Annotated in this window: 27 protein-coding genes; 16 read left to right on the forward strand and 11 right to left on the reverse strand. The window is 71.0% G+C overall.

The genetic code is table 11. The features are described from left to right. The first annotated feature begins 10 nt into the window (after nucleotides 1–10). Nucleotides 11–574: a LemA family protein gene (locus ACXVUM_RS14205; RefSeq protein ID WP_458522421.1), complete on the forward strand. Its 564-nt coding sequence runs from the start codon at nucleotides 11–13 to the stop codon at nucleotides 572–574. Nucleotides 575–876: 302 nt separating this feature from the next. Here ACXVUM_RS14205 and ACXVUM_RS14210 read toward each other — a convergent pair whose 3' ends face one another. Then, a complete protein-coding gene (locus tag ACXVUM_RS14210; RefSeq protein ID WP_458522422.1) occupies nucleotides 877–1689 on the reverse strand; it encodes a HugZ family pyridoxamine 5'-phosphate oxidase in 813 nt (270 codons plus the stop codon). Nucleotides 1690–1694: 5 nt separating this feature from the next. Beyond that, nucleotides 1695–3398: an FAD-binding dehydrogenase gene (locus ACXVUM_RS14215; RefSeq protein WP_458522423.1), complete on the reverse strand. Its 1704-nt coding sequence runs from the start codon at nucleotides 3396–3398 to the stop codon at nucleotides 1695–1697. Between the two features lie 79 nt (nucleotides 3399–3477). Between ACXVUM_RS14215 and ACXVUM_RS14220 the strand changes: the two genes are divergently transcribed. Genes ACXVUM_RS14220 through ACXVUM_RS14230 form a run of 3 tightly spaced genes read left to right on the forward strand, consistent with a single transcriptional unit; the run spans nucleotide 3478 to nucleotide 5042 of the window. After that, the gene (locus tag ACXVUM_RS14220; RefSeq protein WP_458522424.1) at nucleotides 3478–4380 is read left to right on the forward strand and encodes a ribokinase; all 903 of its coding nucleotides are present in this window, start codon (nucleotides 3478–3480) and stop codon (nucleotides 4378–4380) included. 58 nt (nucleotides 4381–4438) lie between these two features. After that, on the forward strand, nucleotides 4439–4588 hold the full coding sequence (locus ACXVUM_RS14225; protein ID WP_458522425.1) for a hypothetical protein: 150 nt from the start codon (nucleotides 4439–4441) through the stop codon (nucleotides 4586–4588). Then, nucleotides 4575–5042 carry an NUDIX domain-containing protein gene (locus tag ACXVUM_RS14230; protein WP_458522426.1) on the forward strand — a complete coding sequence of 156 codons (468 nt, stop codon included), beginning with the start codon at nucleotides 4575–4577 and terminating at the stop codon, nucleotides 5040–5042. The genes ACXVUM_RS14225 and ACXVUM_RS14230 overlap by 14 nt, the downstream gene beginning before the upstream one ends. Here the strand turns inward: ACXVUM_RS14230 and ACXVUM_RS14235 are convergent. Both ACXVUM_RS14235 and ACXVUM_RS14240 read right to left on the reverse strand, forming a co-directional pair. After that, the gene (locus tag ACXVUM_RS14235; RefSeq protein WP_458522427.1) at nucleotides 5033–7240 is read right to left on the reverse strand and encodes a heavy metal translocating P-type ATPase; all 2208 of its coding nucleotides are present in this window, start codon (nucleotides 7238–7240) and stop codon (nucleotides 5033–5035) included. The genes ACXVUM_RS14230 and ACXVUM_RS14235 overlap by 10 nt on opposite strands. Nucleotides 7241–7247: 7 nt before the next feature. Next, nucleotides 7248–7529, reverse strand: a complete 282-nt coding sequence (locus ACXVUM_RS14240; protein WP_458522428.1) for a DUF1490 family protein — start codon at nucleotides 7527–7529, stop codon at nucleotides 7248–7250. A gap of 111 nt (nucleotides 7530–7640) precedes the next feature. Here ACXVUM_RS14240 and ACXVUM_RS14245 point away from each other — a divergent pair, with 111 nt between their 5' ends. Together ACXVUM_RS14245 and ACXVUM_RS14250 are read left to right on the forward strand one after the other, a co-directional pair. Continuing rightward, nucleotides 7641–8969: a S8 family serine peptidase gene (locus tag ACXVUM_RS14245; RefSeq protein ID WP_458522429.1), complete on the forward strand. Its 1329-nt coding sequence runs from the start codon at nucleotides 7641–7643 to the stop codon at nucleotides 8967–8969. 41 nt (nucleotides 8970–9010) lie between these two features. Further along, nucleotides 9011–9244: a hypothetical protein gene (locus ACXVUM_RS14250; protein ID WP_458522430.1), complete on the forward strand. Its 234-nt coding sequence runs from the start codon at nucleotides 9011–9013 to the stop codon at nucleotides 9242–9244. Here ACXVUM_RS14250 and ACXVUM_RS14255 read toward each other — a convergent pair. Continuing rightward, the gene (locus tag ACXVUM_RS14255) at nucleotides 9165–10154 is read right to left on the reverse strand and encodes a DMT family transporter (RefSeq protein ID WP_458522431.1); all 990 of its coding nucleotides are present in this window, start codon (nucleotides 10152–10154) and stop codon (nucleotides 9165–9167) included. The genes ACXVUM_RS14250 and ACXVUM_RS14255 overlap by 80 nt on opposite strands. Between ACXVUM_RS14255 and ACXVUM_RS14260 the strand changes: the two genes are divergently transcribed. Further along, the gene (locus ACXVUM_RS14260; protein WP_458522432.1) at nucleotides 10153–11562 is read left to right on the forward strand and encodes an aminotransferase-like domain-containing protein; all 1410 of its coding nucleotides are present in this window, start codon (nucleotides 10153–10155) and stop codon (nucleotides 11560–11562) included. The genes ACXVUM_RS14255 and ACXVUM_RS14260 overlap by 2 nt on opposite strands. Before the next feature lie 7 nt (nucleotides 11563–11569). Here the strand turns inward: ACXVUM_RS14260 and ACXVUM_RS14265 are convergent, their stop codons facing one another. The 3 genes from ACXVUM_RS14265 to ACXVUM_RS14275 all read right to left on the reverse strand — a co-directional run bounded on the left by ACXVUM_RS14265 (nucleotide 11570) and on the right by ACXVUM_RS14275 (nucleotide 13827). Beyond that, on the reverse strand, nucleotides 11570–11818 hold the full coding sequence (locus ACXVUM_RS14265; RefSeq protein WP_458522433.1) for a hypothetical protein: 249 nt from the start codon (nucleotides 11816–11818) through the stop codon (nucleotides 11570–11572). Between the two features lie 135 nt (nucleotides 11819–11953). Further along, a complete protein-coding gene (locus ACXVUM_RS14270; RefSeq protein ID WP_458522434.1) occupies nucleotides 11954–13321 on the reverse strand; it encodes an MFS transporter in 1368 nt (455 codons plus the stop codon). Nucleotides 13322–13368: 47 nt separating this feature from the next. Beyond that, nucleotides 13369–13827: a VOC family protein gene (locus ACXVUM_RS14275; RefSeq protein ID WP_458522435.1), complete on the reverse strand. Its 459-nt coding sequence runs from the start codon at nucleotides 13825–13827 to the stop codon at nucleotides 13369–13371. A gap of 104 nt (nucleotides 13828–13931) precedes the next feature. Here ACXVUM_RS14275 and soxR point away from each other — a divergent pair, with 104 nt between their 5' ends. Continuing rightward, the gene (gene soxR / locus ACXVUM_RS14280) at nucleotides 13932–14399 is read left to right on the forward strand and encodes a redox-sensitive transcriptional activator SoxR (RefSeq protein WP_458522436.1); all 468 of its coding nucleotides are present in this window, start codon (nucleotides 13932–13934) and stop codon (nucleotides 14397–14399) included. A 9-nt stretch (nucleotides 14400–14408) separates the two neighbouring features. Here soxR and ACXVUM_RS14285 read toward each other — a convergent pair whose 3' ends face one another. Next, a complete protein-coding gene (locus tag ACXVUM_RS14285) occupies nucleotides 14409–15044 on the reverse strand; it encodes a LysE family translocator (RefSeq protein WP_458522437.1) in 636 nt (211 codons plus the stop codon). A 47-nt stretch (nucleotides 15045–15091) separates the two neighbouring features. Here ACXVUM_RS14285 and ACXVUM_RS14290 point away from each other — a divergent pair, with 47 nt between their 5' ends. From ACXVUM_RS14290 to ACXVUM_RS14320, 7 genes are all read left to right on the forward strand, one after another. Then, entirely contained in the window at nucleotides 15092–16162 is a 1071-nt protein-coding gene (locus ACXVUM_RS14290) for a patatin-like phospholipase family protein (RefSeq protein ID WP_458522438.1), read from the forward strand. Continuing rightward, entirely contained in the window at nucleotides 16159–16731 is a 573-nt protein-coding gene (locus ACXVUM_RS14295; protein ID WP_458522439.1) for a GNAT family N-acetyltransferase, read from the forward strand. The genes ACXVUM_RS14290 and ACXVUM_RS14295 overlap by 4 nt, the downstream gene beginning before the upstream one ends. Next, nucleotides 16731–17951: an MFS transporter gene (locus ACXVUM_RS14300; protein WP_458522440.1), complete on the forward strand. Its 1221-nt coding sequence runs from the start codon at nucleotides 16731–16733 to the stop codon at nucleotides 17949–17951. Before ACXVUM_RS14295 ends, ACXVUM_RS14300 begins: the two co-directional genes overlap by 1 nt. A 38-nt stretch (nucleotides 17952–17989) precedes the next feature. Continuing rightward, nucleotides 17990–19231 carry an arginine deiminase gene (locus tag ACXVUM_RS14305; protein WP_458522441.1) on the forward strand — a complete coding sequence of 414 codons (1242 nt, stop codon included), beginning with the start codon at nucleotides 17990–17992 and terminating at the stop codon, nucleotides 19229–19231. Further along, nucleotides 19228–19602: a GntR family transcriptional regulator gene (locus tag ACXVUM_RS14310; RefSeq protein ID WP_458522442.1), complete on the forward strand. Its 375-nt coding sequence runs from the start codon at nucleotides 19228–19230 to the stop codon at nucleotides 19600–19602. The genes ACXVUM_RS14305 and ACXVUM_RS14310 overlap by 4 nt, the downstream gene beginning before the upstream one ends. 94 nt (nucleotides 19603–19696) lie before the next feature. Beyond that, on the forward strand, nucleotides 19697–21421 hold the full coding sequence (locus tag ACXVUM_RS14315; RefSeq protein ID WP_458522443.1) for a BCCT family transporter: 1725 nt from the start codon (nucleotides 19697–19699) through the stop codon (nucleotides 21419–21421). A 110-nt stretch (nucleotides 21422–21531) separates the two neighbouring features. Continuing rightward, complete coding sequence (locus ACXVUM_RS14320; protein ID WP_458522444.1) at nucleotides 21532–22116, forward strand: hypothetical protein; 585 nt, start codon at nucleotides 21532–21534, stop codon at nucleotides 22114–22116. A 148-nt stretch (nucleotides 22117–22264) separates the two neighbouring features. Here ACXVUM_RS14320 and ACXVUM_RS14325 read toward each other — a convergent pair whose 3' ends face one another. Continuing rightward, nucleotides 22265–23824 (reverse strand): dolichyl-phosphate-mannose--protein mannosyltransferase, encoded by a 1560-nt coding sequence (locus ACXVUM_RS14325; protein ID WP_458522881.1) that lies wholly within the window; start codon nucleotides 23822–23824, stop codon nucleotides 22265–22267. Between the two features lie 60 nt (nucleotides 23825–23884). On the opposite strand from ACXVUM_RS14325, the gene rsmI reads away from it, so the two are divergent. Beyond that, nucleotides 23885–24751, forward strand: coding sequence for a 16S rRNA (cytidine(1402)-2'-O)-methyltransferase (rsmI, locus tag ACXVUM_RS14330; RefSeq protein ID WP_458522445.1), 867 nt, complete (start codon nucleotides 23885–23887; stop codon nucleotides 24749–24751). 54 nt (nucleotides 24752–24805) lie between these two features. Here rsmI and ACXVUM_RS14335 read toward each other — a convergent pair whose 3' ends face one another. Continuing rightward, nucleotides 24806–25996, reverse strand: coding sequence for an aminodeoxychorismate synthase component I (locus ACXVUM_RS14335; RefSeq protein WP_458522446.1), 1191 nt, complete (start codon nucleotides 25994–25996; stop codon nucleotides 24806–24808). Between the last annotated feature and the right edge of the window lie 7 nt (nucleotides 25997–26003).

Genomic DNA, 26003 nt, shown 5'->3' on the forward strand with positions numbered 1-26003 from the left:
GAGATCTCCCATGCTGATCGCAGTGATCGTGATCGTCGTCGTCGTGCTGATCCTGGTGATCGGCGGTGTCATCGGCTTCAACAAGTTGCGCAAGGCCGACATCGGCGCCCAGGAGGCGCTCGGCGGCATCGACGTGCAGCTGACCCGTCGAGCCGACCTGATCCCGAACCTCGTCAACACCGTCAAAGGCTATGCGTCACATGAGAAGGGCGTGTTGGAGGCGGTGACCGAGGCGCGTTCGCGCGTGGCGTCCGCGGCGCAGGGCGGTGCGGTCCCCGAGAAGGCGGCGGCCGACGCGCAGTTGCAGAAGGCGCTCGTCGACGTGATGGCCGTCGCCGAGGCGTACCCGGACCTCAAGGCCGACAGCGGATTCCTCGACCTGCAGCGCCAACTCGCCGACACCGAGAACCAGATCTCGTTCGCCCGGCAGTACTACAACGATGCGGTCAGCACCCTGAACACACTCGTCTCCACCATCCCGTGGATGTTCTTCTCCGGGATCGCCAAGGTGGGTCGTCGGGAGTTCTACAAGGCCCCCGAGGGACAGCAGGCGCCGCCGACGGTCAGTTTCTGACAGGGTCCACCGCTCATGCCGCTCATGCCGCTCATGCCGCTCCGTCGCCCGGTCGCGCGGGTCGCACCCCCGTTTGTTGGGCGGCAGAAGCCGTCGAGTGGGCGGCTCCAGACGTCGAGTGGGCGGCTCCAGACGTCGACTGGGCACTACCCGACATCGCGGAGCACGCAACCGCCCAACGAACGGTCCCTACCGCCCAACGAACGGCTCCTACCGCCCAACGAACGGCTTCTACCGCCCAACGAACGGCTCCTATCGCCCAACGAACGTCCGGAACCGCCCAGTCGACGGGTGGGTGTCGGTCAGGCCGAGGTGTCGCGGGCGCGACGGGCGAGGTCGACGGTGGCGGCTCGGAGGTCGTCGATGCCGTCGATCGGCGCGGCGTATCCGACGCGGGTGTAGGCGATCCCGCGCGGGGTGGTCACCTTGAGGTCGAGGCCGTAGCGGTCGGCGGCGGTGCATGTCGCGCTGGTCGCGTCGGGGAACCCACCGAACGCGCGGGCCATCGCGACGAGTGATTCCGCGTGGTCGTCGTTGAGGTGCTCGACGGCCGGCGCCGAGCGCGGCGCGACCGGATCCGGCAGTGCCGCCGCGTAGTCCGCACCGGTGGCGGAGTCCATCCGGCCGTAGCCGCCGACCCACCGCACGCGCTCCACCCGCAGGATCCACAGGGTGAAGTCGCTGTAGTCGACGTAGTACTTCGCCGCGGGCACGGCGTTCAGGTGGGCCGCACGCGCCGCATCGTGGACGTCCCCGGTGGGCTTCTCGACCCGACCGGCCAGCGTGATCCGACTACCCGCCAGCGGATCCGAATCGCGAGTCGGTGCCACCACGGCGAGGCTCGCCCGGGGATCGCCGGCCAGATTGCGGCCGTGCTCGGCCATGTGCGAGACGCACAGCACCGGATCGCCGCCCAGCAGACCGAACGTCACGTACGACGCCCACGGATCGCCGTGGCTCGTCAGGCTCGCCAGGGTCGCGGTGTTCGTGGAGGCCGCGATGGTCCGCGCCTCCTCGGCAGCGCTGGGGCGCACGGGGTTCGTCGGCTCGACGAGGGGTGCCGGGACGGACGGGGCGTCGCCGGGATCGCCGTGGTCGCGGGGGGTGGTGGCCATGGTGGTCAGACACTCTCTCTCACCGATGAGGGGCGGTGACCGAGAGCCGCCGCGATCGCACGACCGGCCGTGCGGCCGGAGAAGAGACACCCCCCGAGGAACGTGCCCTCGAGCGAGTTGTACCCGTGCACACCACCGCCACCGAACCCGGCTGCCTCGCCCGCGGCATACAGCGCGTCGACGGGGTCGCCGTCCGCACCGAGCACGCGCGACGACAGATCGGTCTGGATGCCGCCCAGGGACTTCCGGGTGAGGATGTGCAGCTTCACGCCGATCAGCGGTCCGTCGTCGGGATCGAGGATCCTGCCCAGCGCGGCGGTCCTGCCGAGCCGCTCGCCGATGAACCCGCGTGAGTTGCGGATCGCCATGATCTGGCTGTCCTTGCAGTACGCGTTGTCGAGCTGCGAGTCGCGTGCCTCGATCTGCCGTCGCACCGCAGCGGCGTCGAGCAGGGGGGAGTCGGTGAGGCCGTTCATCTTCGCGACCAGTTCCTCGACGGTCGACGCGGTGACGAAGTCGACGCCGTTGTCGATGAACGCCTGCACCGGCGCGGGCGCGCCGGATCCCAGGACGCGTTCGCGGACCATCGCCATCCGCCCGCCCGAGGTGATGTCGGGGTTCTGCTCCGACCCGGACAGGGCGAACTCCTTGGCGATGATCCGCTGGTTGAGGACGAACCAGGAGTGGTCGTGCTCGGCGATGTCCGGTGTCGTCCGCAGGTGGCGCAGGGTCGAGAGCGTGTCGAAGCCGGGCAGGCACGGATCGGGCAGGCGACGCCCGAGCGCGTCGAGCCACATCGACGACGGGCCGGGCAGGATCCGGATGCCGTGGGAGGGCCAGATGGGGTCCCAGTTGGCGACACCTTCGGTGTAGTGCCACATGCGATCCCGGTTCACCAGACGCGCACCGGCGGAGGCGGCGATGTCGAGCATGCGTCCGTCGACGTGCTCGGGGACACCGGTGATCATCGACCTCGGCGGGGTGCCGAGCCGCTCGGGCCAGAACCTGCGGACCATCTCGTGGTTGCCGCCGATGCCGCCGGAGGTCACGACGACCGCCTGTGCCCGCATCTCGAAATCCCCGACGACCACCCGCGACGACGGGGCGCCGCGGACGGCGACGTCGGGTTCGAGGACCGCTCCGCGGACGCCGACCACCGCACCGCCCTCGGTGATCAGTTCGTCGACGCGATGGCGATGGTGGAAGACCAGGGCGCCCGATGCGGCGGCGCTCCGGGCCGACTCGGCGAACGGCCGCACGATGCCGGTCCCGGTGCCCCAGGCGACGTGGAAGCGCGGGACGGAGTTGCCGTGGGCGTCGGCACGCATGCCGCCGCGTTCGGCCCACCCGACCGTCGGCAGGAAGGTGATGCCGTGGCCGTCGAGCCACGACCTCTTCTCGCCGGCGGCGAACTCGACGTAGGCGCGCGCCCACTGCACAGCCCACGAGTCCTCGTCGTCGAGGCGGTCGAACCCGGCGCTGTTCTGCCAGTCGCGCCAGGCGAGTTCCAGGGAGTCGTGGACGCGCAGTCGCCGCTGCTCGGGGCTGTCGACGAAGAACAGCCCGCCGAACGACCACCAGGCCTGACCGCCGAGGTTGGCGGCGTTCTCCTGGTCGAGCAGTGCGACGCGGTGGCCGGCGCTCGTGAGCTCGTGTGCGGTGACCAGACCGGCGAGACCGGCTCCGACCACGATGACGTCGACGTCCACGCGCTACCTCCGCTGCCTGGGGGAATCACCCCGACCATACTCAGCGGCGATCGGTCCGTGATCCGGCATCATCGGTGCGATGACGACGGTCGTGGTGGTGGGGTCGGTCAACACCGATGTCGTCGCCGAACTGCAGCGGTTCCCCCGTCCCGGCGAGACGCTGCGCGCCACGGCGGTGCGACGGAATCTGGGCGGCAAGGGCGCGAACCAGGCGGTCGCCGCCCGGCGGGTGCACGAGGAGGTGACGTTCGTCGGCCGAGTGGGCGACGGTCCCGACGGACGTTCGGTGCGCGACGAACTCGCGGCCCACGGCGTCGACGTGACACACGTGCGTCCGGCCGACGCGGCGGCGACGGGAACGGCCTTCATCCAGGTGGCGGGAGGGGAGAACACCATCGTCCTCGACGCCGGCGCGAACGACGCCTGGGACGGTCTCGACGCCGGCGAGCGGCAGGTCGTCGCCGACGCCGCGGTGGTCGTGTGTCAGATGGAGGTCCCGCCGTCGGTGAACCGCGCCGCCGCGTCGGCGTGCACCGGGCGGCTCGTCGTGAACGCCGCCCCCGCGCGGGCGGTCGACGATCTGGTGGCGTCGTGTGATCCGTTGGTAGTCAACGAGCACGAACTGGCCGTGCTCACCACCACCGACGTCACCGACGTCAGGCGGGTGGCCGAGACCGCGCAGACGCTCGGGGCGCGGTCGGTCGTCGTGACACTCGGTGCCGACGGGGCCGTCTGGGTGACCCCGGAGGGGTCCGGGCACATGCGTCCACCGGCGGTCGACGTCGTCGACTCCACCGGTGCCGGAGATGCTTTCGTCGGCGTGCTCGCCGGTCGACTGGCCGTCGGCGACTCGTTGCCGGACGCCGTCCGGTGGGCGGTCGCAGCCGGGTCGCTCGCCGTCGGTGCCGCGGGGACGCACGCCGCGTACCCCGGCGTGGACGCGATCGGGGAGATGCTGGACGAGATCGTGAGCAAGTCGTGACCGTGGCAGGACCCGGAGCCCCTTGTGTCCGCGGCCCGGACCGGACACGATCACGACCATGATCGCTGTGATCGTCGTCATAGCCGTGGTGGTGTGGCTGATGATCGCGGCCGTGACCGCGCTGACCATCGGCGCCGCCATCCGCCGCAGCGAGGCCGAACGTCGTCGCGCCGCCCGTGAGGAGACGACGAGCGTTGCCGCGCCGTAGCGCGGGGGTGATCGCCGTCCGTCGCGTGCCCGGTGAACCCGTGCGGGTACTCCTCGCCCATCCCGGCGGTCCGCTCTGGGCCCGCCGCGACGAGGGTGCGTGGTCGATCCCGAAGGGGGAGTACGTCGACGAGGATCCGCGCGACGCCGCCGCCCGCGAGTTCGCCGAGGAGGTCGGCGTCGTCGTCGATCCCGGTGCCCTGGTGCCGATCGGCGAGATCACCCAGAAGAGCGGCAAGGTGGTGAGCGCCTACGTGGTGGAGGCCGAGGTCGACCCGGCGACGTCGGTGAGCAACACCGTCGAGATGGAGTGGCCGCGGAAGTCCGGTCGGATGCAGAGCTTCCCCGAGGTCGACCGCGTCGAATGGTTCGACCTGGAGACCGCCGGCCGCAAGATCATCGCCGCGCAGCGACCTCTCCTCGACCGGGTCGAGGACGCGCTCGATCAGACCTGAGCGGTCACCCCGGTCGGCCGGTCCTCGTCGAGCCGGTGACCGATGAGGCGAGAACTGTTGGCCACCACCGCGACCGACGACGCGTTGTGCAGGACCGCCGCGACGACCGGTGACAGGGCGCCGCCGGCACCCACGAGCAGCCCGATCGCGTTGACCGCGATCGACATCGCGTAGTTCTGCCCGATGAGATCGACGGCCCGCGAACCCAGTTCGCGGACGTCGACGACCGCCGACAGGTCGTCGGAGGCGAGCGCGACGTCGGCGGTCTCGACGGCGACGTCGGTGCCGCCGAGGCCCATCGCGATCCCCACGTCGGCGGCGGCGAGCGCGGGCGCGTCGTTGATGCCGTCGCCGACCATCGCCACGACGTGTCCGTCGTCCTTGAGAGCCCGGACGGCGGCGAGCTTGTCCTCGGGCAGCACCTCGGCGCGCCACTCGTCGATCCCGAGTTCGGCGGCGACCGCGGCCGCGGTGACGGGGTGGTCCCCGGTGAGCATGAGGATGCGTCGCACGCCGGCGTCTCGGAGTTCGGCCAGCACCGACAGCGCCTCCGGGCGGATCTCGTCGCGCAGGCTGATGAGACCGATGAGGTCACCGTCGACGGCGAGCAGCAGCGGGGTCTCGGCGCGCAGTCGCAACTTGTCCACCCAGGCCGTCGCGTCCTCGGTGACCGCGACGCCCTCGCCGGTCAGCAGGGCGGGACTACCGAGCAGCAGTGTCCGCCCGTCGGCGCGGGTGCGCATCCCCAGACCCACCAGCACCTCGCACTCCTCGTGCGGTGGGATGGCGATGTGGCGTTCCTCGGTGGAACGGATCACCGCCTCGGCCAACGGGTGTCGCGAGTGGATCTCGGAACTCGCGGCGTACGCGAGCACCTGCTCGGGCTGCCACGCGTCGTCAAACGACACCACGTTGGTCACGACCGGCCGCCCCTGGGTGAGGGTGCCGGTCTTGTCGAAGACGACCGCGTCGAAGCGACCCGACCGCTCGAGGTGCGATCCGCCCTTGATCAGGATGCCGCGCCGGGCGCCGTTGCCGATCGCCGCACTGATGGCGGTCGGCGTCGCCAGACCCACCGCACACGGGCACGCGATCAGCAGCATCGTCATCGCACGTCGCACGTCGCGGGTGACGACGAGGGTGGCCAACGACAGCGCGAACGACGCGGGGACGAAGCGGCGGGAGAAGTTGTCACCGACGGTCTGGATCGGCGCCCGGTCGTGCTGCGCCTCCTCCACACGCGCGACGATCCGGCCGATCGCGGTGTCGTCGCCGACGGCCTCGGCCCGCAGCACGAGACGGCCGTTCATCACCACCGACCCGGCGAACACCCGGTCGCCGGTCGTCGCCGTCACGGGGAGGTTCTCACCGGTGATGGCGGACTGGTCGACGAGGGCGGAACCGTCGACCACGACACCGTCCACCGGGACCGCGACCCGGTCGTGCACGACGACCTCGGTGCCGACGGTGATCGTCTCGATGCCGACCTGCACCTCGGTGCCGTCGGGCAGACGTGTCCAGGCGGTGTCCTGGTTGCCGCGAAGGAGATCCCGGATCGCGCGTCGGGTCCGACGCAGCGTGAGGTCCTGGAGGAACTCGCCGATGTTGAGCAGCCACAGCACGGTGAGCGCGACGACGTTCTCCCGCAGCAGCAGGCTGGCGATGGTCGCCGCCGAGACGAGCGCGTCGGTGCCCGCGGCCTTGCGGCCGCCCAGGGAGCGCAGTGCCCCGCGCAGGAAGGGGTAACCGGTGACGATCGTGACGCCGGTGGCGGCGAGGCGGCCCGTCGGGCCGAGGACCGACGGCCGGCGGAACCCGTAGCGGCGGATCCCCAGGATCACCAGCGCGGCACCGCCGAGGGCCATACGCACCACGTCGGCGTTCGCCACCTCGGACGAGTGGGGTGCGCGCCGGGCGACCAGATCGGTCGACACCGACCGCGCAGAGGTGATCGCGGCTGCCAGGGCAGCGCGGTCGGTGTCGTCGCGGCGGTACCACGCGACCACCGATCCGGTGCGGGGATAGGCGTGCGCTGCGCGGACACCCGCGACCTCGGCCAGGGCGTCCTCGACCGCGACGGCGCGCACGGTGTCACCGCGCACCCAGTCCACCGAGAGCCGGATCCGTCCGGCGGCGTCGGAGAGGACGCGAACGCCGGGGTCGTCGGGGAGGACGTCCGGGCGGGATGCTGCGGTCACCGGCAGGTCAGTGCTCGTGACCGTGATCGGTGGCGGCACCCGGGGGCGTCGCCTCCTCGCCGACGCGCTCGCGGGCCTCGGCGACGACGTCGGCCACCGACAGGCGCGCCGACTCCGCGACGGTCTCGGCGCGACGGGTCCCACGCAGGCCCCATGACGTCACCACCACGGCACCCTCGCGCAGCGGTGCGCGACGGACGGCCCTGCGGGCGACGTCGTAGGCGGCGGCGCCGACGGCACCGGTCACCACCGTGGACGCCGCTCTCGCGACGAGTCCGTGAACAGGCATCGGGTGTCTCCTCCGTTGACGACGAACCCACACCCTAACGCGGTGCGCGTGACCCGGCCGCTGTCGGAAGCCGGTATTACGGTGTGCGAATACGACAATGGGAGGGGATCGATGATCGGGACATCGACCGGGGCCGGTGACCAGACGGGACGACGTCTCGTCGTCTTCGGCGACGCGGCAGGCGCATCCGGATACGCCGACGTGCTGCGGCGGGTCGCGGGTCTGACCGACGTCGCCTCCACCGCGGACTTCGGTGACCGCATCGTCGATCGCACGCAGACCCGCACCGCCCAGGCGACGGTCTTCGCCGACCTCGGTGTCGCCGTGGTCGCCGCCGACGACGACCAGGCGTCCGCGCTGGCCGCGCAGTGCTCGGCCGACGGCGACATCCTCGCGGTGGAACCCGAACGCGTCCACCGCATCCGGACGGCCGCCCCGGGTGTTCCCGGTGACGGGTCCGATCGTCCTGCGTATCTCCGCGGCTACGCCGACGGCGTCGCCGACCTGGTGGCGCGGCTCGGCGGCCGATCGGAGACAGCGCAGGCCACGTCGACCCTGGCCGACACCGACGAGTTCACGTGGGGTCTGCTCGCCACAGGCGTGTCCACCAGTTCGGCAGACGGTTCGGGCGTGCGCGTCGCCGTCCTCGACACCGGGCTCGATCTCACCCACCCCGACTTCGCCGGTCGGGACATCACGTCGGCCGCATTCGTCGACGGCGTCACGAGCGCGCAGGACGGTCACGGCCACGGCACCCACTGCGCGGGCACTGCGTGCGGCCCGCAGACGCCGAGCACCGGCCGTCGTTACGGGATCGCCTACGCCGCAGGGTTGTTCGTCGGCAAGGTGCTCGGCGACGACGGCAGCGGCGCCGACGAGGGAATCCTCGCCGGACTGAACTGGGCACTGACCAATCGCGTCGACATCGTCTCGATGTCACTCGGTGCCGACGTCCGTGCGGTCTCGACCGCCTACGAGACGGTCGGTCGTCGCGCGCTGGCGGCGGGCACGCTGATCGTCGCGGCGGCGGGCAACAACGCGAACCGCCCGTCCGATCCCGGTTTCGTGGGGGTGCCCGCGAACAGTCCGTCGATCGCCGCGGTCGCCGCGACGGATCAGAGCTCGGCGATCGCGCCGTTCTCGGCACGCAGCACCGACGTCGAGGGTGGAAACGTCGACATCGCCGCGCCCGGCGTGGACGTGTACTCGTCGTGGCCGGTGTTCCCGCCCGGGTCGTCGCAGGGCGAGGGCGCGAGCCGGTACAACATCATCAGCGGTACGTCGATGGCGACACCGCACGTCGCCGGGATCGCGGCGCTGTGGGCGCAGACCACCGGCCGTCGTGGCCGCGACCTGTGGACCACCCTCACGCAGCAGGCTCGTCGGCTCGACATCCCCGCCTCGGACGTCGGGGCCGGCCTCGTGCAGGCGCCCCGCTGACCTGCGGTCGAGCGGCCGCGGCGGGGGTAGGATCGGCGACCGTGCCGGACGTCACGATCACCGTCGACGACGACCACCTCGCCGCCCTCGACGACGTGGTCGCCTCGATCCGCGCCGCCGGGGTGCACGTGACCGCGGTGCACGCGGCCATCGGTGTGATCTCGGGGACGGTCGCCGACGACGCCCGCGGGCCCCTCAGTGCGATACGGGGTGTCGCGTCGATAGAGCAGGCTCCGCGCTTCGGGGTGGCGCCACCGGACTCGCCGGTCCAGTAGTCTTCGGGCGGCTCCGGACGGCGCACGCGGCGGCCAGGATGATCGCGAGTGCGCCGAGAACGAGTGCGAGCGTCAGGTTCTCGCCGAGCAGTGCCACCGACCACAGCACCGACAGCACCGGTTGCACGAGCTGGATCTGACTGATCGTCGTCATCGGCCCGATCGCCAGCCCTCGGTACCAGGCGAAGAACCCCAGGAACATGCTGACGCCGGCCAGGTAGGCGAACGCGGCCCACTGCACACCCCCGGCGGACGGTGTCGAGCGGGTCACCAGCACCGCGGTCACGACGGACGTCGCCGGGAGCGCGACCACCAGCGCCCAGCTGATCGTCTGCCACGCCCCGAGTTCGCGGGCGAGGAGACCGCCCTCCGCGTAGCCCACCGCACCGGCGACGACGGCCCCGAGGAGCAGCAGATCGCCGGCCGTCGGTGCGCCCAACGCCCCGTGGCCCAGCGTCGAGAACACCGCGACCGCGATCGCCCCGACGGTCGCGAAGGCCCAGAACCGGACGGGTGGTCGCTCGCCGGTCCGGATGACGGCGGCGACCGCCGTCGCCGCAGGGAGCAACCCGATCACGACGGCGGCGTGGGCGGCCGTCGTCGTGGTCAGGGCAAGGGAGGTGAGCACCGGGAAGCCGACGACCACCCCGCAGGCGACGACGACGAGCCGAAGCCACTGTGATCCGCGGGGCGTCCGTGGGCGGACCGCGGCGAGCAGGGCCAGCGCGAGCAACCCGGCGACCACCGCGCGCCCGACCCCGACCAGCATCGGGTCGAGGTCGGTGACGGCGACACGGGTCAGCGGGACGGTGAACGAGAAGGCGAGGACCCCGAGTGCACCGAACGCGGCGCCGGACGTGACCGGTAGCGGTGTCGTCACCAACCGGATAGCGCTACTCTGTTGTCTCATGTCCGACGATAGCAGTGCCGTGATCGCCGGCCGGCTCCGGAGAGAGTTGTCCGAGGCCGCGCCGGGATCACGACTCCCGTCGACCCGGTCGCTGGCACAGCGGTTCGGCGCAGGCCCGGTGACGGTGCAGCGTGCGGTCGCACGGCTCGTCGCGGCCGGTCTCGTCGAGACCCGTCCGGGGGTGGGGAACTTCGTGCTGCGACCACCGTCGGTGCGCACCGTGGGCGAGATGGATTGGCAGACCACGAGTCTCGGGCCCGATCGGACCGGTCCCACCCCGGTCGGCTCGACGCTGCGGGACGTCGGTCCCGGCACGATCGCCCTGCACAGCGGCTATCCGTCGCCGGATCTGCTCCCGCTGCGGGAGGTGCGCTCGGCCCTGCAGCGGGCCCTGCGCGAGGAGTCCTCGTTCGATCGGCCGCCGCTGGTGGGTGTACCCGACCTGCGCTCCTGGTTCGCCCGCGAGGTCGCCGTCCGGTCGGTCGACGCGGGCCCGCGCGCCAGCGACGTCGTGATCACCGCCGGCGGTCAGGCGGCGTTGTCCGCGGCGTTCCGCGCCCTCGCAGCACCCGGCGATCCGATCGTCATGGAGTCACCGACGTACTGGGGGGCGATCGCCGCGGCGCGGCAGGCCGGGCTCGTGATCGTGCCGGTCGCCCGGACGCTGGGTGCCCCGCGCGCGTCGGACGTCGACGACGCGCTGCGCGCATCCGGCGCCCGGGTCGCCTACGTCCAGCCCACCTTCGCCAATCCGACCGGCTCGCACTGGCTGCCGCCCGAGCGGGCAGCGATCCTGCGGGTCGCGACCGACCGCGGGGCGTTCCTCGTCGAGGACGACTGGGCGCGGGATCTGGCCATCGCCGAGCCGCGTCCGCCGCTCGTCGCCGACGATCCGGACGGGCACGTGGTCTACATCCGATCGCTGACGAAGAGTGCGTCGTCGACGCTGCGGGTCGGCGCGGTCATCGCGCGCGGGCCCGTCCGCGACAGGATCGCGGGCGCTCTGGCGTCGAGCGATCTGTACGTCTCGCCGGTGCTGCAGCGGGCCGCCCTCGACGTGGTGACGAGGCCGTCGTGGCAGACGCATCTCAGCCGGCTCCGCCGCGAGCTGCACGGTCGGCGCGATGCTCTCGCGGCCGCCCTGTCCGCGCACGCGCCGTCCCTGGAGGTGGCGGGAGTCCCCGACGGCGGGTTGAACCTGTGGGCGCGGCTGCCGCGTGACCTGGACGCGCAGGCCGTCGCGGCGCGGTGTCTGGCCGACGGTGTCGCGGTGTCGCCGGGGGACGAGTGGTTCCCGGCCGCGGTCTCGGCGCCGCATCTCCGCCTCAACTACGGCTGGGCGGACCCGGCCCGGTTCGAGGAGGCGGCCCGGATCATCGAACGGGTGACGGCGGCGGCCGTCGCCTGAGGGTCGGTCAGCGGTCCATCAACGCGCCGCCGGTGCCCCCGAGCGACAGCAGGAACACGGCGAGCAGGAACCAACTCGCCCCCTGCCACACCTGCCAGCGGCCACGCGCCTGCCACATGCGGAACGTCCACCACAGGGCGCCGACCGCACCCGCGAACACCAGCAGCGGGAAGACGATGAGGACCCACAGCGGGGTCGGGTCGTACAGGAGTGACCCGACCACGAGGAACGCGATCGCGAACCCGAACACCGACACCACGTAGACGGCGGCCGCGCGCAGCGTCGAGCGCCGGTCCGGTCGTGGACCGTCGGTCGGGGCGTCGCCGAAGGGTTCGATACCTCCAGCATCCCGACGAGCCGGACATCGCGCAACGACGCCGGGGCATCTCGGTCAGCGGACGATGGTGGCGTCCGCGGAGATGCCCGTGCTGCGGTGGCCGAGGACGCCCACGTTGACCATCAGGACCACCATCACGGCGGCGACGAGTGCGAACACCGGTCCGGATCCGTTGGCGTCGAGGAACGGCAACAGGATGAACGGGAGGACTCCGGTGGTCAGTTTCGACAGCGAGTAGGCGGCACCGGCCGCCGTCCCACGGATCGCGGTCGGGTAGGAATCCGCGAGGTACACGTGATAGGCGTTCGAGAACAGGTTGCTGGCCATCGTGTACAGCAGCCCGGACACGACGATCGCCCAGGCGGCGCCCGCCAGACCGAACCACAGCCCGAACGCCGCCATCGCCCCGGCGGAGGCGATGACCAGCCACTTGCGTTCGATGCGTTCGACGATGGGGACCGCGAGCACCGACCCGAGCGGGTACCCGACGTAGGTCGCCGCGAGGAAGCCGAGCGACGTGACGAGGTCGAAACCCTTGTCCAGCAGGACGAGCGGGGCCAGTGTGCCGAACCCGTAGTACCCGAACACCTCGAGCACGGACAGGATCCACAGCATCGTCGTGCGTCGGGTGAGCGGTGGCCGGAACAGTGCCCGCACCCCGACCGCGCGAGTCGACGTGACGACGATCGTCGGGTCGGGTTCGGCCAGTCGGTGTCCGGCGGCGACCGCCTGCTCCTCGAACCGGCGGCAGATCGCGTCGGCCTCGTCGTGGCGGCCCTGCGTCTCCAACCATCGCGGGGACTCGGGCAGTCCGCGGCGGACCACCCACACCGCGAACGACCCGAACGCACCGATCACGAACAACCACCGCCACCCGTCGACGCCGAGGGGGTTCAGCGGGACCAGCCAGCGTGCCAGCAGCCCGACGACGGGGACACCGAAGAACGCCACCGTGTAGGCCCACGAGATCATCCGTCCGCGCGCGTTCTTCGGCAGCAGGTCCGACAGGTAGGAGTCGGCGAGGGCGAACTCCGCGCCGATGCCCACGCCGGCGATGAACCGTGTGACGACGAGGAACGCCGCGTTGGGTGAGAAGGCGCCCAACAGCGAGAAGAACGAGTAGACGGCGAGGTTCACCATGAACGCCCGACGCCGACCGACGCGGTCGGCGTAGCGCCCCATCACCGCGGCCCCGAGGAACTGACCCAGGAACGCCGACCCCAGGAGCAGGTTCAGCTCGGTGCGGTCCAGGGACAGCTCGGACCGCAGCACACCGGAGATGGTCGCGGCGAGGAAGTTCTCGTAGAGGTCGAAGAACAGTCCGAGGCCGATCACGGCCGTGGCGATCCGGTGCGCCCGCACGATGGGCAACCGGTCGAGACGTGCGGCGACCGTGGGGACGGACGTGTCGACGGAAGTCATTTCCGGAGGCTAACGGTGTCCGATTCGGTCGCCGACGACACCGCCGATCACACCGCGGCGACGGCCGCCTCGAGGTCGGCGACGACGATCCGCTGCATGGTCATCATCGCGGCCATCGACGCCCGTGCCCGCTCGGGATCGGGATCACCGTTGAGTTCGAGGAGTCGGCGTGGCGTCACCTGCCAGCTCAGACCGAACCGGTCCTTGAGCCAGCCGCACTGCGACTCGACCCCGCCGTCGGCCAGCAGGCCGTACCAGTAGTGGTCGGTCTCCTCCTGGTCCTCGCACAGGATCATGAAGGACACCGCCTCGGTGAACGGGAACTGCGGCCCGGCGTTCATCGCCTGGAACCGCTGCCCGTTGCACTCGAAGGTCGCGGTGAACACGGCGTCACCGGCCATGCCCTTCTCGTGCACGACGAAGTCGGGGAAGACGCGACCGTAGTGCTCGAGTGCGTCGCCGAGGTCGTCGTCGAACCAGAGGAACGGGGTGATGGGGGCGGCCATGGGGGACTCCTTCGGGTCTGGAGGATGCTCTCGCCGATGTGGACTCGCGGTGAGGCCGGAACTCATCGGTGGTCGGAGCGGGTGTCCGCGTACCCTCCCAGGGCATGGCCCCGCGGGCGGTGGAACTGACGATCGGCGACCTCGCGCGCCGTGCGGGTGTCAGCACCTCCGCGCTGCGGTTCTACGAGGACAAGGGCCTCATCTTCTCGCGCCGCACCTCGGGCAACCAGCGGCGGTACCACCGGGCGATGCTGCGCCGGGTGGCGTTCATCCGGGCGTCGGCGGCGGCCGGTATCCCGCTGTCGAAGATCGCCGAGGTGTTGGCGGTGCTCGGTGACTCCGAGTCGCCGACGCCGAAGATGTGGGAGAAGGCGTCGCGCACCTGGATCGCCGACCTCGACGCCCGCATCGAACTGCTCACCCACATGCGCGATCTCATGGGCTCGTGCGTCGGCTGCGGATGTCTGTCGATGACGGCCTGCAAGCTGCTGAACCCCGACGACGTCGCCGCCGAGAGCGGCCCGGGCGCACTGCGGTTGGCGGTGCCACCGGAGATCACCGACGCCGAGTGAGGCGTCCCGCTACTCGGTGGCCAGGCGCAGGCTGAACGCCACCAGGGCGGTGCCGGTGACGGCGTCCATCGCGGCACGGACCCGACTGCGCGAGAACACCGCCCGTGCGCGGTCGACGCCGACCACGACGGCCAGCAGATAGGCGACGCCGATCGCGGGCACGGTGACCGCGTAGAGGACGACGGTCCCGGCCGCGGGGTCGGTGCCGAGGAACTGCGGGAGCACGGCGAGGTAGAAGGCGATCACCTTCGGGTTGCAGATGTTCGACAGGAACCCCTGCCGCAGGCCGGTGCGGATCCGGCGATCGCCCCGGGCGGTGTGAGCCGGCACCGCGGCGGCGTCGCCGACGGCCCGGTGCTGTCGCATCGTGCGGAAGGTCTGGACGGCCAGGTACATCAGGTAGGCGGCGCCGATCCACTTGATCGCGAGGAACAGCGGCTCGATGCGCACGACGAGGACGCTGAGCCCGGCCGCCGCGGCGATGCTCTGCACCAGGTTCGCCACACCGATGCCGACCACCGCCGAGAGGCCGCGGGACCGTCCGCCGGCCAGCGTGTTCGCGATCGAGACGGCCGTGTCCGGCCCCGGGATGAGCGTCAACACGACGGCGAACCCCAGGAACATCGCGTAGCCCGCCCAATCCATGCGGTGAGGATACGACCGCGTCGTCGGCGATCCGTAATCTGGCAACCGTGAGCAAACCGACGGCGGCCGTGGCGCTCGGCAGTGGCGGAGCACGTGGTTACGCGCACATCGGCGTGCTGCAGGTGCTGTGTGAACGCGGCTACGACATCGTGGCCGTCAGCGGGTCGTCGATGGGCGCCCTCGTCGCCGGTCTGCACGCCGCCGGGACGCTCGACGAGTACACCGACTGGGTGACCGGACTCGGGCAGTTCGACGTGATGCGGCTGCTGGACGTCTCGCTGACCGCTCCCGGGATGATCCACGCCGACAAGATCCTCGACAAGGTGCGCGAGATCCTCGGCGACGTCGCCATCGAGGATCTCGCCATCCCGTTCACCGCCGTCGCGACCGACCTGACCTCGGGGCGGCCGCAGTGGTTCCAGCGGGGTCCGGTCGACGTCGCGATCCGCGCGTCCATCGCGATCCCCGGTGTCATCACCCCGCATGTGATGAACGGCCGCGTCCTCGTCGACGGCGGCATCCTCGACCCGTTGCCGATCGCCCCTCTCGCGGCCGCGCCGGCCGACGTCGTCATCGGCGTCGACCTGGGCTCCGAGGGGGTCGGTGTCGACGAGGACGACGACATCGGCGCCACCTCCGACTCGCAGGCGCAGGAGACGGTGCAGAGGTCGGGGGAGACCGGCCCCGGGATGCCACTCGACGCGTTGTCGCGGTTGCGCCGGACCGCGTCGCCGCTGCTCGACAGCGATTTCGTGAAGTCCATCGTCGACCGCATCGCCGGCGACACCCTCTCCGGGTCCGACGAGGTGATCGACGCCATCGCCTCCGAGCAGCAGTCGGGGTCGGGTGACGCGGCACGCAAACTCAGCCGGTTCGCGGTGATGAACCGGTCGCTGGACATCATGCAGGAGGCACTCGCGCGGCATCAGCTCGCGGCCCTGCCGCCCGACATCCTGATCCAGGTGCCGCGCACCGCCATCCGCAGCCTCGACTTCCACCGCGCGACCGAGGCCATCGCACTCGGTCGTGTGCTCACCGAGCGTGCGCTCGACACCCACGCCTCGCCGATCGCCACGGCCTTCGAGAGGCGCCGCGCCAGGGTCGAGACGCCGCGGTGACCGACGGTCACGACATCTCCTTCCGGCCGCTGACCCGCGACGATCTCCCGATGCTCGGCGGGTGGCTCGCGGACCCGGCGGTGTACCGGTGGTGGTTCCAGGACTCCGACGACGCGGCGCTCGACCGCGACTTCGGCCCGCAGATCGACGGCACCGAGCCGGGCGAGGATCTCGTCGTCGAGGTCACCGGCGCGGCGGGGAGACGGCCGGTGGGGCTGGTGCAGCGGTCGCGGATCGTCGACTTCCCCGACGACGTCACCGAACTCGAGGCCGTCGTCGGGACCGTCCCTCCGACCGCATGGTGCCTCGACTACCTCATCGGCGCCGCCTCCGACCGCGGTCGCGGACTGGGCCCGCGGATCCTCGCCGCCGCCGTCGACGACACGTTCGCGCGATTCCCGCAGGCCACGGAGATCCTGGTAGCCGTCGTCGCGGCCAACCGGGCGTCGTGGCGGGCGCTGGAGAAGGCCGGCTTCACCATCGTCGCGACGGGCGACATCACGCCGGACAACCCCGCCGACGACCCGCGCCACCACGTGCTGCGCCGGGCGCGGGAGGGGACCGTCTGATGCGGTCCATCCCCCGCGAGATCTGGGTCCTGCTGTCGGCGAACGTCGTCATCGCGCTCGGCTACGGGCTGATCGCCCCCGCACTGCCGGAGTTCGCCCGCAGCTTCGACGTCGGAGTCGGTGCCGCCGCGGTGATAGTGTCCGCGTTCGCCGCGATGCGACTGGTGTTCGCCCCGGTGGGCGGTCGCCTGGTCAGCCGTCTCGGCGAACGACGCATCTATCTGACCGGACTGGTCATCGTCTCGGTGTCGACGCTGGCGTGCGCGTTCGCCCAGACCTACTGGCAACTGCTGCTGTTCCGCGCGCTCGGCGGCATCGGCTCCACGATGTTCACCGTGTCGGCGCTGGCGCTGCTGATCCGTCTGGCGCCGGCCGAGATCCGCGGTCGGGCATCGGGGTTCTTCAGCGCCGGATTCCTCATGGGCAGCATCACCGGGCCGTTGATCGGCGGCGCGCTCGTCGGGTTCGGGCTGCGGATGCCGTTCGTGGTCTACGCCATCGCGCTCATCGTCGCCTCGCTCGTCGTCGCCACCCTGCTGCGCGACGTCGGCGGACGTCCCGTCGTCGACACCTCGGCCCCCGTGGTCGCGCCGTTGTCGTTCGTCGAGGCCCTGGGCGACAGCGCCTATCGGGCCATCCTGTCGTCGAACTTCACCCAGGGGTTCGCATCGATGGGCGTCCGCGTCGCACTGGTCCCGCTGTTCGTCGTCGACACCGACGGGCTCGGCGAGTCCCCGGCACTGGCCGGCGTGTTGTTGGCCGTGTACGCCGCGGGCAACGTCGTCGCGATCCTCTCGGCGGGACGCCTGTCGGACCGCTTCGGACGCAGACCGCTGATGCTTCCCGGCCTGGCGATCATGGGTGCTTCCACGGTGGTCCTCGGTTTCTCCGGCAGTGTGTGGGTGGCGGCGGTGCTGAGCTTCGCGGCCGGTATCGGTTCGGGGCTGTTCGCGCCCACCCACCAGGCCTCCCTGGCCGACCTGCTGTCCGTGCGCGGGCAGGGCGGCACCGCCCTGGCGGCGTTCCAGATGACCTCCGACATCGGCGCGGTGACCGGCCCGGTGATCGCCGGATTCGTCGCGCAGACCGCGGGGTTCGGCCCCGCCTTCCTGCTGACCGGGCTCGTCTCCCTCGTCTCCCTGGGGTTCTGGGTGCTCGCGCGCGAGACCGCGCCCGCACGGTCGTCGGCGTCCGCGGCGGCTCTGGGCGACGGCGCGTGAGCAGGACAGACGTCCCGGGCGGCCACTACCGTGGGGTCATGGAGACCGCCACCGGCACACCGGCGTCCGCACCACCGGGAGCGGACTCGGAGGTGGGTCGTCTGCGGACGGTGATGCTGCACCGGCCCGGTGACGAACTGCGACGGCTGACCCCGCGCAACAGCGACCAACTCCTGTTCGACGGTCTGCCCTGGGTCGACCGCGCGCAGGAGGAACACGACGCGTTCGCCGGACTGCTCACCGACCACGGTGTGGAGGTGCTGCTGCTGGGCGATCTCCTGGTGGAGACGATGCGCGCCAGCGGTGCCGCGCGGATGCAGGGGATCGCCGCCGCCGTCAGCGCCCGGCGGCTCGGCCCGCACCTCGCAGCCGAACTCGCGGCCCACCTGCGCGGCCTCGACGCCACCGAGCTCGTGGACGTCCTCACCGCCGGGATGACCTTCGACGAGCTCCCGGAGAGCCCCGCCGCGGCCCGGACGTCACTGGTGCGCCGGATGCACCACGGCGTCGAGTTCGCGATCGACCCACTGCCCAACCTGCTGTTCACCCGCGACAGTTCGTTCTGGATCGGCCCGCGGTTCGCCATCACCAGCCTGGCGTTGCCGGCGCGCTCACGGGAGACTTCTCTGACCGACATCGTCTACGCACACCACCCGCGCTTCCGCGGCGCGCGACGCGCCTACGAATCGCATTCGGCACCGGTCGAGGGCGGCGACGTGCTGCTGATGGCGCCCGGCGTCGTCGCGGTCGGGGTGGGGGAGCGGACCACCCCTGCCGGTGCGGAGGCGTTGGCGCACAGCCTCTTCGACGACGGTCTCGCCCACACCGTGCTGGCCGTCCCCATCGAGCAGCGACGGGCGTCGATGCACCTCGACACGGTGTGCACCATGGTCGACACCGACGCGGTCGTCATGTATCCGGCTGTGCACGACACCCTCTCGGCCTTCACCATCACCCGCGACGCCGGATCCGTGAGCGGGCCACGACCGTTCGTCGAGGCCGCCGCCGATGCGATGGGCATCGGCAAGTTGCGTGTCATCGACACCGGACTCGACCCGGTCACCGCCGAACGCGAACAGTGGGACGACGGGAACAACACGCTGGCGATCGCACCAGGGGTGGTCGTCGCCTACGACCGCAACGTCGAGACGAACCGTCGGCTCACGCAGTCGGGGATCGAGGTGCTCACCATCGCCGGCAGCGAACTCGGCTCGGGTCGAGGCGGCCCCCGCTGCATGTCGTGTCCGGTCGTCCGCGAATCCGTGCCGTCAGGGGTGTGAGGGTGTCCCTGCCGATCGTCATCGACCACGCCTCGTCGGAACCCCCGTTCGAGCAGGTGCGTCGCGGCGTCATCGATCTGGTCGCACGTGGGGAGCTCATCGTCGGCACCCGCCTGCCGACGGTCCGTGCCCTCGCCGAGGAACTCGGCATCGCCGCGAACACGGCGGCCCGTGCGTACCGCGAGCTCGAGGCGGCCGGTGTGATCGAGACGCGGGGGCGGAACGGGTCTTTCATCGCGGCCGGGTCCGACTCGGCGCGGGACGAGGCGCAACGCGCGACCACCGACCACGTGTCCGCGTTGCGGGCGCTCGGCATCGCCGACGAGGAGATCGCGGCGATGCTCACCGCCGCGCTGCGTCGCACGGTGTGAACACCCTGTGACCTGCGCAGGTGTCGCGTAACGGCTGAATGTCCGTTGTGTGTTCTTTTGGCGGTTGTACCGATTCGCTGCGAGAGTGGTGGCCATGGCAGTGACGACATCCACCTCGGTCACCGAAGAACAGAGTGACAGACTGACCTCTCGACCGGTCCCCGGCGGACCGCGACGAACCGCCGTCGACCTCGTCGTCTTCGGCGTCACGGCGGCGCTCGTCGTCGCGTTCCTCGTCTGGGGCATCGTCGACAAGACAGGCCTGAAGGACAGCACCGCGTCGCTGTTGTCGGCGATCACCGACAACCTCGGGTGGCTGTTCATCCTCGCGGCGACGGCGTTCGTCCTGTTCGCGATCTTCCTCGCGGTCAGCAAGTACGGGAAGATCCCGCTCGGGCGTGACGGCGAGAAGCCGGAGTACCGCACCATCAGTTGGATCGCGATGATGTTCAGCGCCGGCATGGGCATCGGCCTCATGTTCTACGGCGCCTACGAACCGCTCACGCACTACGTGAACGCCCCACCCGGGACCGACGCGCGCGACGTCGGCGTCGCCATGGCGACCACCATGTTCCACTGGGGTCTGCACCCGTGGGCGATGTACGCCGTCGTCGGGCTCGCCATCGCCTACAGCACCTATCGCTGCGGGCGTGGGCAGTTGATGAGCGCGGTGTTCGCGCCCCTGCTGGGACATCGCGCGGAGGGCTGGGGCGGCAAGGTCATCGACATCCTCGCGATCTTCGCCACCCTGTTCGGCACCGTCGCGTCGCTGGGCCTCGGTGCGGCGCAGATCGGTTCGGGCTTCCAGGAGCTGGACTGGGTGAACGAGAGCGGCAAATTCCTGCTCGTCGCCGTGATCGCCGTGCTGACAGCGGCATTCGTCGCGTCGGCCGTCTCCGGCGTCGCCAAGGGCATCCAGTGGCTGTCGAACATCAACATGGTCCTGGCCATCGTGCTCGCGCTGTTCGTGTTCGTCGTCGGCCCGACGGTGTTCATCCTCAACGTCATGCCGACGTCGATCGGCAGCTACCTCAACGAGATCACCTCCGACGCCGCGCGCAGCAGCGCGACGACCGACACCGCGGGGCAGGAGTGGCTGTCGGGCTGGACGATCTTCTACTGGGCGTGGTGGGTCTCGTGGACCCCGTTCGTCGGCATGTTCCTCGCCAAGATCAGCCGCGGCCGCACCATCCGTCAGTTCGTCGTCGGCGTGATGATCGTTCCGACCACCGTCTCGCTGGTGTGGTTCGCCGTGTTCGGCGGCACGGCCATCAGCCAGGAGATGGACGGCAAGGGCCTGTCGAACAGTCCCGACGAGGAGTCGCAGCTGTTCGGCATGCTGGACAACCTCCCGCTCGCGGGGATCGCCTCGGTGCTGGTCATGCTGCTCGTCGCGATCTTCTTCGTCTCCGGTGCCGACTCGGCGTCACTGGTCATGGCCACGCTCTCGCAGCGGGGTCGCCCCGAACCGTCGCGGAGCGTGGTCATCTTCTGGGGTGTGCTCACCGGTGCTGTCGCCGCGCTCCTGCTGTGGGTCAGCGGGGACGACGCTCTCGAGGGCATCAAGACGATGGCGATCATCGCGGCGTTGCCGTTCGTCATCGTGATGATCGTGATGTGTGTGTCGCTGTTCATGGACCTGCGACGCGACCCGCTGATCGTCGCGACCCGACACCGCGCCGAGGGGATCGACGACGAGGTGCGGGTGCACGCCAACACGCTCGCCGCGACGGACCTGAGCACCGACGTCCTGCCCTCGGGCAGCGTCGATGTCGACGCGTCGCTGCTGGAGCAGGCACCGAAGACCGACGAGACCTGAGTCACGGCGCCCGTCGGGGGCGGCATGACGAGTCGGCTGAGGATCACTGATCCGGGATGCGATACTCGTCACAGAGCCGCACCCCGGCGGCGCGTGTCACAGGAGTCTCGATGCATCGCTCAGCACGGTGGTCTGCCAGCGCCCTCGTCGGTGTCGTCGTCGCGATGGGCGCGGCCGTCGGGGTCGCGCCGGCCTCGGCCGCCTCGGTCACGGTGCCCTCGCCGGTCAAGGCCGCACCGGGCAGCGTCGACCTGCGGTCGGTGACGGTCGACTACGACCGCGGTGCCGGACGTCTCGACGTGACCCTGACCCTGCGCGGATTCCCGGGCTTCGGGCGTGGTCTCGGCCCGACCTACTCGATCCTGCTGTTCGGGCCGCGCAACGTCACGGGCGGGACCGGCCAGTCGGTCGCGGCGATCTCCGTGAGCGGCCCGCCGATCCGTGACGGGTTCCCGGTCCCCGGTGGCACGCCGTTCAGCAGTCCGCTGCTGGTCAACCCCGTCGGCACTGACGTGAACCAGTTGGTGGACGTCCAGACCCGCTTCGCCGGGCACAACGTCGAGTTCCGGGCGCGCGACGACAGGCTCAAGAATTTGCCGCTGGCGTTCTTCGACGTCCACACCAGCCTGGACCGGGTGTACATCGCGTCCGACGTCGGCACGACCGACGCGCTGCGCGGTTCGATCCCGAACTGATCGCCGGCGTCTGACCCTCACCCGATGGACCCGTCGAGTGGGCGCTTCCGGACGTCGAGTGGGCGGTAACCCGGCACGCAACGTCTGTTACCGCCCAACCGACGTCTGTTACCGCCCAACCGACGGGGTCGACGGGTGGTGCGCGCGGTCAGCGCCAGCTGGGCAACCACATCTGCAGGTTCCACTCGTGCAGTGACAGCGGTGAGCCGGTGAGGATCGGCCACATCCAGACGAAGTTCGTGACGACGAGCCCGATGTACACCGATGCCAGAGCCACGCCGAGCATCCGTCTCTCGCGCCCGAACGACCGCCATCGGCCGTCGGCGCCGAGCAGGTCCCCGACGCACAGCGCCAACCCCATGACGAGGAACGGGGCCATCGCGGTGGCGTAGAAGAAGTACATCTGGCGGTCGAGGTTGGCGAACCACGGCAGCCAGGCGGCTCCGTATCCGACGAGCACCACCGCGTAGCGCCAGTCCCGACGGGCCAGCCACCGCCACAGACCCCACAGCAACATCGGGAACGCCAGCCACCACATGGCGGGTGTCCCGATGAGCATCTCCACGCGGATGCACTGCCCGCCGCCGCACTGGTCGGGGCCGTTCTGCACCGCGTAGAGCATCGGCCGCAGACCCATCGGCCACGTCCACGGCTTGGACTCCCACGGGTGGTGGTTGCCCGCCGAGTTGGTCAGTCCCTCGTGGAAGCTCAGGACCCCGGACTCGTAGTACCAGAGCGAGCGCCACGCCCCGGGGACCCAGGAGAACGGGCCGTCGTAGCCGACCTGGTTGCCCACGGCGTAGCGGTACACCGACGTCTCCCCGGCGAACCAGGGCGCATAGGTGGCCATGTAGACGAGGATCGGGGTGATCGCGAGGCTGAACCAGGCCGGGACGAAGTCCCGACGCAGCGTCCCCATCCACGGACGCTGCACGTGGTACGCGCGCCGGTTGGCGACGTCGAACCCGAGTGACAGGAGCAGATAGAAGAGCACGAAGTAGATGCCCGACCACTTCGTCGCGCACCCCAGGCCGAGCAGCAGCGCGGTCGCGAAACGCCACCATCGGAAGCCCAGGCGTGGACCGAACGGTGTGTCGGCGATGCGTCCCTCCGACCACACCCGGTGCATCCGCGCCCGCATCTGGTCGCGGTCGGCGACGAGGGTCGCCATCGCCGCGAGCAGGAAGAAGATCTGGACGATGTCGAGCATCCCGACGCGGGACGACACGAAGGTCACGCCGTCGCAGATGACGAACACCGCGGCGATCGCGCCGATGAGTGTGGACCGGGACAGCCGTCGTGTCATCCGGAACACGATCAGCACCATCAGGGTGCCCAGGACGGCCGAGGCGAACCGCCAGCCGACCGGGGTGTAGCCGAACATCCACTCGCCCATCGCGATCACCCATTTGCCGACGGGCGGGTGCACGACGAGCCCGTAGGCGGGGTTGTCCTCGATCCAGTTGCCGCCGGTGAGGACCTGCCAGGCCTGCGGGACGTAGTGCTTCTCGTCGAAGACCGGTGTCCCGTTGTCGGTCGGGTGTCCCAGGTCCCAGAAGCGGGTGATCGCGGCGACGATCGTCAGGACGGCGCCGACGATCCATCCGCGGCGGGTGTCGGTCGCACCGAAGACGGCCGGGGGTACGGACGGCCCGGGACGGGCGCCGAGGTCCTCGGCCTGACCGTGCTCGTCGGACGACGCGTCCATCAGGCCACGGGGGTCGACGGGCGCGGCGGTGCTCACCCGCACGATCGTAGGCTGTCGGCGATGGGTTCTGAGGATGCCGGCGACGCCGACCCGGCCACACGCCCGGGATGTCTGATCCTGGCCGCGACACCGATGGGCCGTCCCGACGACGCCTCACCTCGTCTGCGGGAGGCCCTCGGCACCGCCGACGTCGTCGCGGCGGAGGACACGCGACGGACCCGTTCGCTGGCCACCGCTCTCGAGGTGACCATCACCGGCCGCGTGGTCAGCTACTACGACCAGGTCGAGGAACGCCGCGCGCCCGGGCTCGTCGAGGAGGTGGCCTCCGGCTCGCGCGTGCTGCTCGTCACCGACGCCGGTATGCCCTCGGTGAGCGATCCGGGCTACCGGCTCGTCGTGGCGTGTGTGGAGGCCGGCCTCCCCGTGACGTGCCTGCCGGGGCCGTCGGCGGTGACGACGGCGCTCGCGCTGTCCGGGCTGCCCGTCGAGCGGTTCTGCTTCGACGGCTTCGCGCCCCGCAAGCCGTCCGCGCGCCGCTCGTGGTTGGGCGAGCTCGTCAGCCAACCGCGGACCGTCGTGTTCTTCGAGTCCCCGCATCGCCTGGCCGACTGTCTCGCCGACGCGGCCGACGTCCTCGGCGCCGATCGGCGCGCCGCGGTGTGCCGAGAGCTCACCAAGACCTATGAGGAGGTCCGGCGCGGACCGCTCTCCGAGCTGGCCGCGTGGGCGGCCGACGGCGTGCGGGGCGAGATCACCGTCGTCGTCGAGGGGGCGACCGCGACCCGGTCGGATCCCGCCGATCTCGTCGGGGAGGTCGAGGAACTCGTCGCCGACGGCGCACGGCTGAAGGACGCGTGCGCTGCGGTCGCCTCCCGGGCCGGTGTCGGTCGGCGTGACCTCTACGAGGCGGTGCTCGCCGCGCGCTGACCCCCGATCATGTGTAGTTCTCGCGCATATCGGTGCAGGTCGGCGCCGCGAGAACTACACATCATCGGGGGCGCGGAGGTCGACGATCGACGCCGCCTTGTCCATGCACTCCTGCCACTCGCGGGAGGGGTCGGAGTCGATGGTGATGCCACCGCCGACACCGAGGCGCAGCGTCCCGTCCGGGCTGACCTCGACGGTGCGGATCGCCACCGACAGGTCGAGGTCGCCACCGGGCGCACGGACCCCGATCGCCCCGCAGTAGACGCCGCGGGCATCGGTCTCCCAGTCGGCCAACAACTCTCGTGCGCGGTGCTTCGGGGTGCCGGTGACCGACCCCGGCGGGAAGGTTGCCTCGAGGAGCGCGTCGGTGTCGACGGTCGTGGGCACCTGCGCGGCCACCGTCGAGACGAGATGCCACACGCCCGGCGCCGCGTGCACCGACAGCAGCTCGGGGACGGTGACGCTGCCGGGCACGGCGACGCGACCGAGATCGTTGCGGACGAGGTCGACGATCATCACGTTCTCCGCGACGTCCTTCACCGAGTCGCGCAGCAGGGCGGGGTCGTCGTTCAGGGGAAGCGTGCCCTTGATGGGGCTCGACGTCACCAGGTCACCGACGCGGCGCAGGTAGGTCTCGGGCGAGAACGACACCACGGAGCCCCACACGCCGGCCAGGTACGCGGCCTTGCGCGGCGACATCCGCGAGACGCCGGTGCGGAACAGGTCGACTGCGGACCCGGCGAGCGTCCCGGTGAAGCGGCTGCACACGCACGCCTGATAGATCTCACCGGCGGCGATCGCGTCGAGGCACATCCGGATGGCGTCCTCGTGACGGGTGCGGTCGGGTGTTCGCCAGGTGGCTCGCCACCGTCCGACGGCAGGCGCGTCGCCGGTCACGCAGGCGCGCAGATCATCCGGGCAGGGCGCGCCGACGGCCGATCGGTGATACCAGATCCCGTCACGGAGCAGCAGCACGCTGTCGCTGCTGCCGCCGAGCACGGCCGGGAACCGGGCGTCGCCGATGCGGTCGGGAAACGACAGTGCGCCGAACCAGAACCGGTCCGGGACCTCCGACGGACCGTGCCCGGCGGTCACCGCCACCGACGGGGCGATCACCGCGTCGCCGCCGAGCCAGTCGCCGACGAGCGCCGCAGGACCCGGGATCGACTGCGCGAGTGCGCGATCGGCGAGGATGCCGAGGACGTCGACGGCACTGCCCCCGGGACCGAGCGGCTCGGTCGTCATGGCGGGG

This window comes from Williamsia sp. SKLECPSW1, from assembly GCF_054332755.1.

Excerpts from the sequence above, each read along its gene's own strand:
- ACXVUM_RS14205 (WP_458522421.1), top strand. The coding sequence starts at position 11 with ATGCTGATCGCAGTGATCGTGATCGTCGTCGTCGTGCTGATCCTGGTG.
- ACXVUM_RS14210 (WP_458522422.1), bottom strand. The coding sequence starts at position 1,689 with ATGGCCACCACCCCCCGCGACCACGGCGATCCCGGCGACGCCCCGTCC.
- ACXVUM_RS14220 (WP_458522424.1), top strand. The coding sequence starts at position 3,478 with ATGACGACGGTCGTGGTGGTGGGGTCGGTCAACACCGATGTCGTCGCC.
- ACXVUM_RS14225 (WP_458522425.1), top strand. The coding sequence starts at position 4,439 with ATGATCGCTGTGATCGTCGTCATAGCCGTGGTGGTGTGGCTGATGATC.
- ACXVUM_RS14240 (WP_458522428.1), bottom strand. The coding sequence starts at position 7,529 with ATGCCTGTTCACGGACTCGTCGCGAGAGCGGCGTCCACGGTGGTGACC.
- ACXVUM_RS14245 (WP_458522429.1), top strand. The coding sequence starts at position 7,641 with ATGATCGGGACATCGACCGGGGCCGGTGACCAGACGGGACGACGTCTC.
- ACXVUM_RS14260 (WP_458522432.1), top strand. The coding sequence starts at position 10,153 with ATGTCCGACGATAGCAGTGCCGTGATCGCCGGCCGGCTCCGGAGAGAG.
- ACXVUM_RS14255 (WP_458522431.1), bottom strand. The coding sequence starts at position 10,154 with ATGAGACAACAGAGTAGCGCTATCCGGTTGGTGACGACACCGCTACCG.
- ACXVUM_RS14270 (WP_458522434.1), bottom strand. The coding sequence starts at position 13,321 with ATGACTTCCGTCGACACGTCCGTCCCCACGGTCGCCGCACGTCTCGAC.
- ACXVUM_RS14275 (WP_458522435.1), bottom strand. The coding sequence starts at position 13,827 with ATGGCCGCCCCCATCACCCCGTTCCTCTGGTTCGACGACGACCTCGGC.
- soxR (WP_458522436.1), top strand. The coding sequence starts at position 13,932 with ATGGCCCCGCGGGCGGTGGAACTGACGATCGGCGACCTCGCGCGCCGT.
- ACXVUM_RS14285 (WP_458522437.1), bottom strand. The coding sequence starts at position 15,044 with ATGGATTGGGCGGGCTACGCGATGTTCCTGGGGTTCGCCGTCGTGTTG.
- ACXVUM_RS14300 (WP_458522440.1), top strand. The coding sequence starts at position 16,731 with ATGCGGTCCATCCCCCGCGAGATCTGGGTCCTGCTGTCGGCGAACGTC.
- ACXVUM_RS14305 (WP_458522441.1), top strand. The coding sequence starts at position 17,990 with ATGGAGACCGCCACCGGCACACCGGCGTCCGCACCACCGGGAGCGGAC.
- ACXVUM_RS14315 (WP_458522443.1), top strand. The coding sequence starts at position 19,697 with ATGGCAGTGACGACATCCACCTCGGTCACCGAAGAACAGAGTGACAGA.
- ACXVUM_RS14320 (WP_458522444.1), top strand. The coding sequence starts at position 21,532 with ATGCATCGCTCAGCACGGTGGTCTGCCAGCGCCCTCGTCGGTGTCGTC.
- ACXVUM_RS14325 (WP_458522881.1), bottom strand. The coding sequence starts at position 23,824 with ATGGACGCGTCGTCCGACGAGCACGGTCAGGCCGAGGACCTCGGCGCC.
- rsmI (WP_458522445.1), top strand. The coding sequence starts at position 23,885 with ATGGGTTCTGAGGATGCCGGCGACGCCGACCCGGCCACACGCCCGGGA.
- ACXVUM_RS14335 (WP_458522446.1), bottom strand. The coding sequence starts at position 25,996 with ATGACGACCGAGCCGCTCGGTCCCGGGGGCAGTGCCGTCGACGTCCTC.